A 905-nucleotide genomic window follows, 5' to 3' on the forward strand; every position below is an offset into this window, starting at 1 on the left:
TAAGCGGCGAATTTCTCATCCCAAGCGGCTTCTTTGCTTGCGCCTGCTTGTTTAGCATCCCACGCTGCGTAGATGTCCGCTGGGATTTCAAATGGAGCGTATTCCCAACCCAAGAATTCACGGGCGGCTTTGATTTCATCGTTGCCCAGAGGTGCGCCGTGACAGTCGTGTGAGCCCGCTTTGTTTGGTGAGCCGAAACCGATGATGGTTTTGGTACAAATCAGCGTTGGGCGAGAGGTTTCTGCTTTCGCCGCTTCAATCGCAGCGTTAATCGCATCTGCATCGTGACCATCAACTGCTGGGATCACATGCCAGCCGTACGCTTCAAAACGTTTTGGTGTGTCGTCTGAGAACCAGCCTTCCACGTGACCGTCGATAGAAATACCGTTGTCATCCCAGAACGCAATCAGTTTGCCAAGGCCAAGTGTGCCCGCCAGTGAACAGGCTTCGTGCGAGATACCTTCCATCAAACAGCCGTCACCCATGAACACATAAGTGAAGTGGTCAACGATGTCGTGACCCGGTTTGTTGAACTGCGCCGCCAGAGCTTTTTCAGCAATCGCCATACCTACGGCATTGGTGATGCCTTGGCCTAGTGGGCCAGTGGTGGTTTCGATGCCCGGTGCGTAACCGTATTCTGGGTGACCCGGTGTTTTTGAGTGCAGTTGACGGAAGTTTTTCAAATCGTCAATCGACAGCTCGTAACCGCTCAGGTGTAGCAGCGAGTAAATCAGCATAGAGCCGTGGCCGTTAGACAGTACGAAACGGTCGCGGTCAGCCCAGTTTGGGTTTTGTGGGTTGTGGTTTAAGTGTGAACGCCACAGCACTTCGGCGATATCCGCCATGCCCATCGGGGCTCCCGGGTGGCCAGAGTTAGCTTTTTGAACGCCGTCCATGCTCAGGGC

Annotated in this window: 1 protein-coding gene; it reads right to left on the minus strand. The window is 53.9% G+C overall.

Features of this window, described 5'->3' with window-relative positions; genetic code table 11:
* On the minus strand, positions 1–905 hold a 905-nt coding region (locus tag GOU96_RS17830), incomplete at both ends, for a thiamine pyrophosphate-dependent enzyme (protein WP_324702098.1).

Source organism: Vibrio sp. R-1 (assembly GCF_035615595.1).
Lineage (GTDB): Bacteria > Pseudomonadota > Gammaproteobacteria > Enterobacterales > Vibrionaceae > Vibrio > Vibrio cholerae.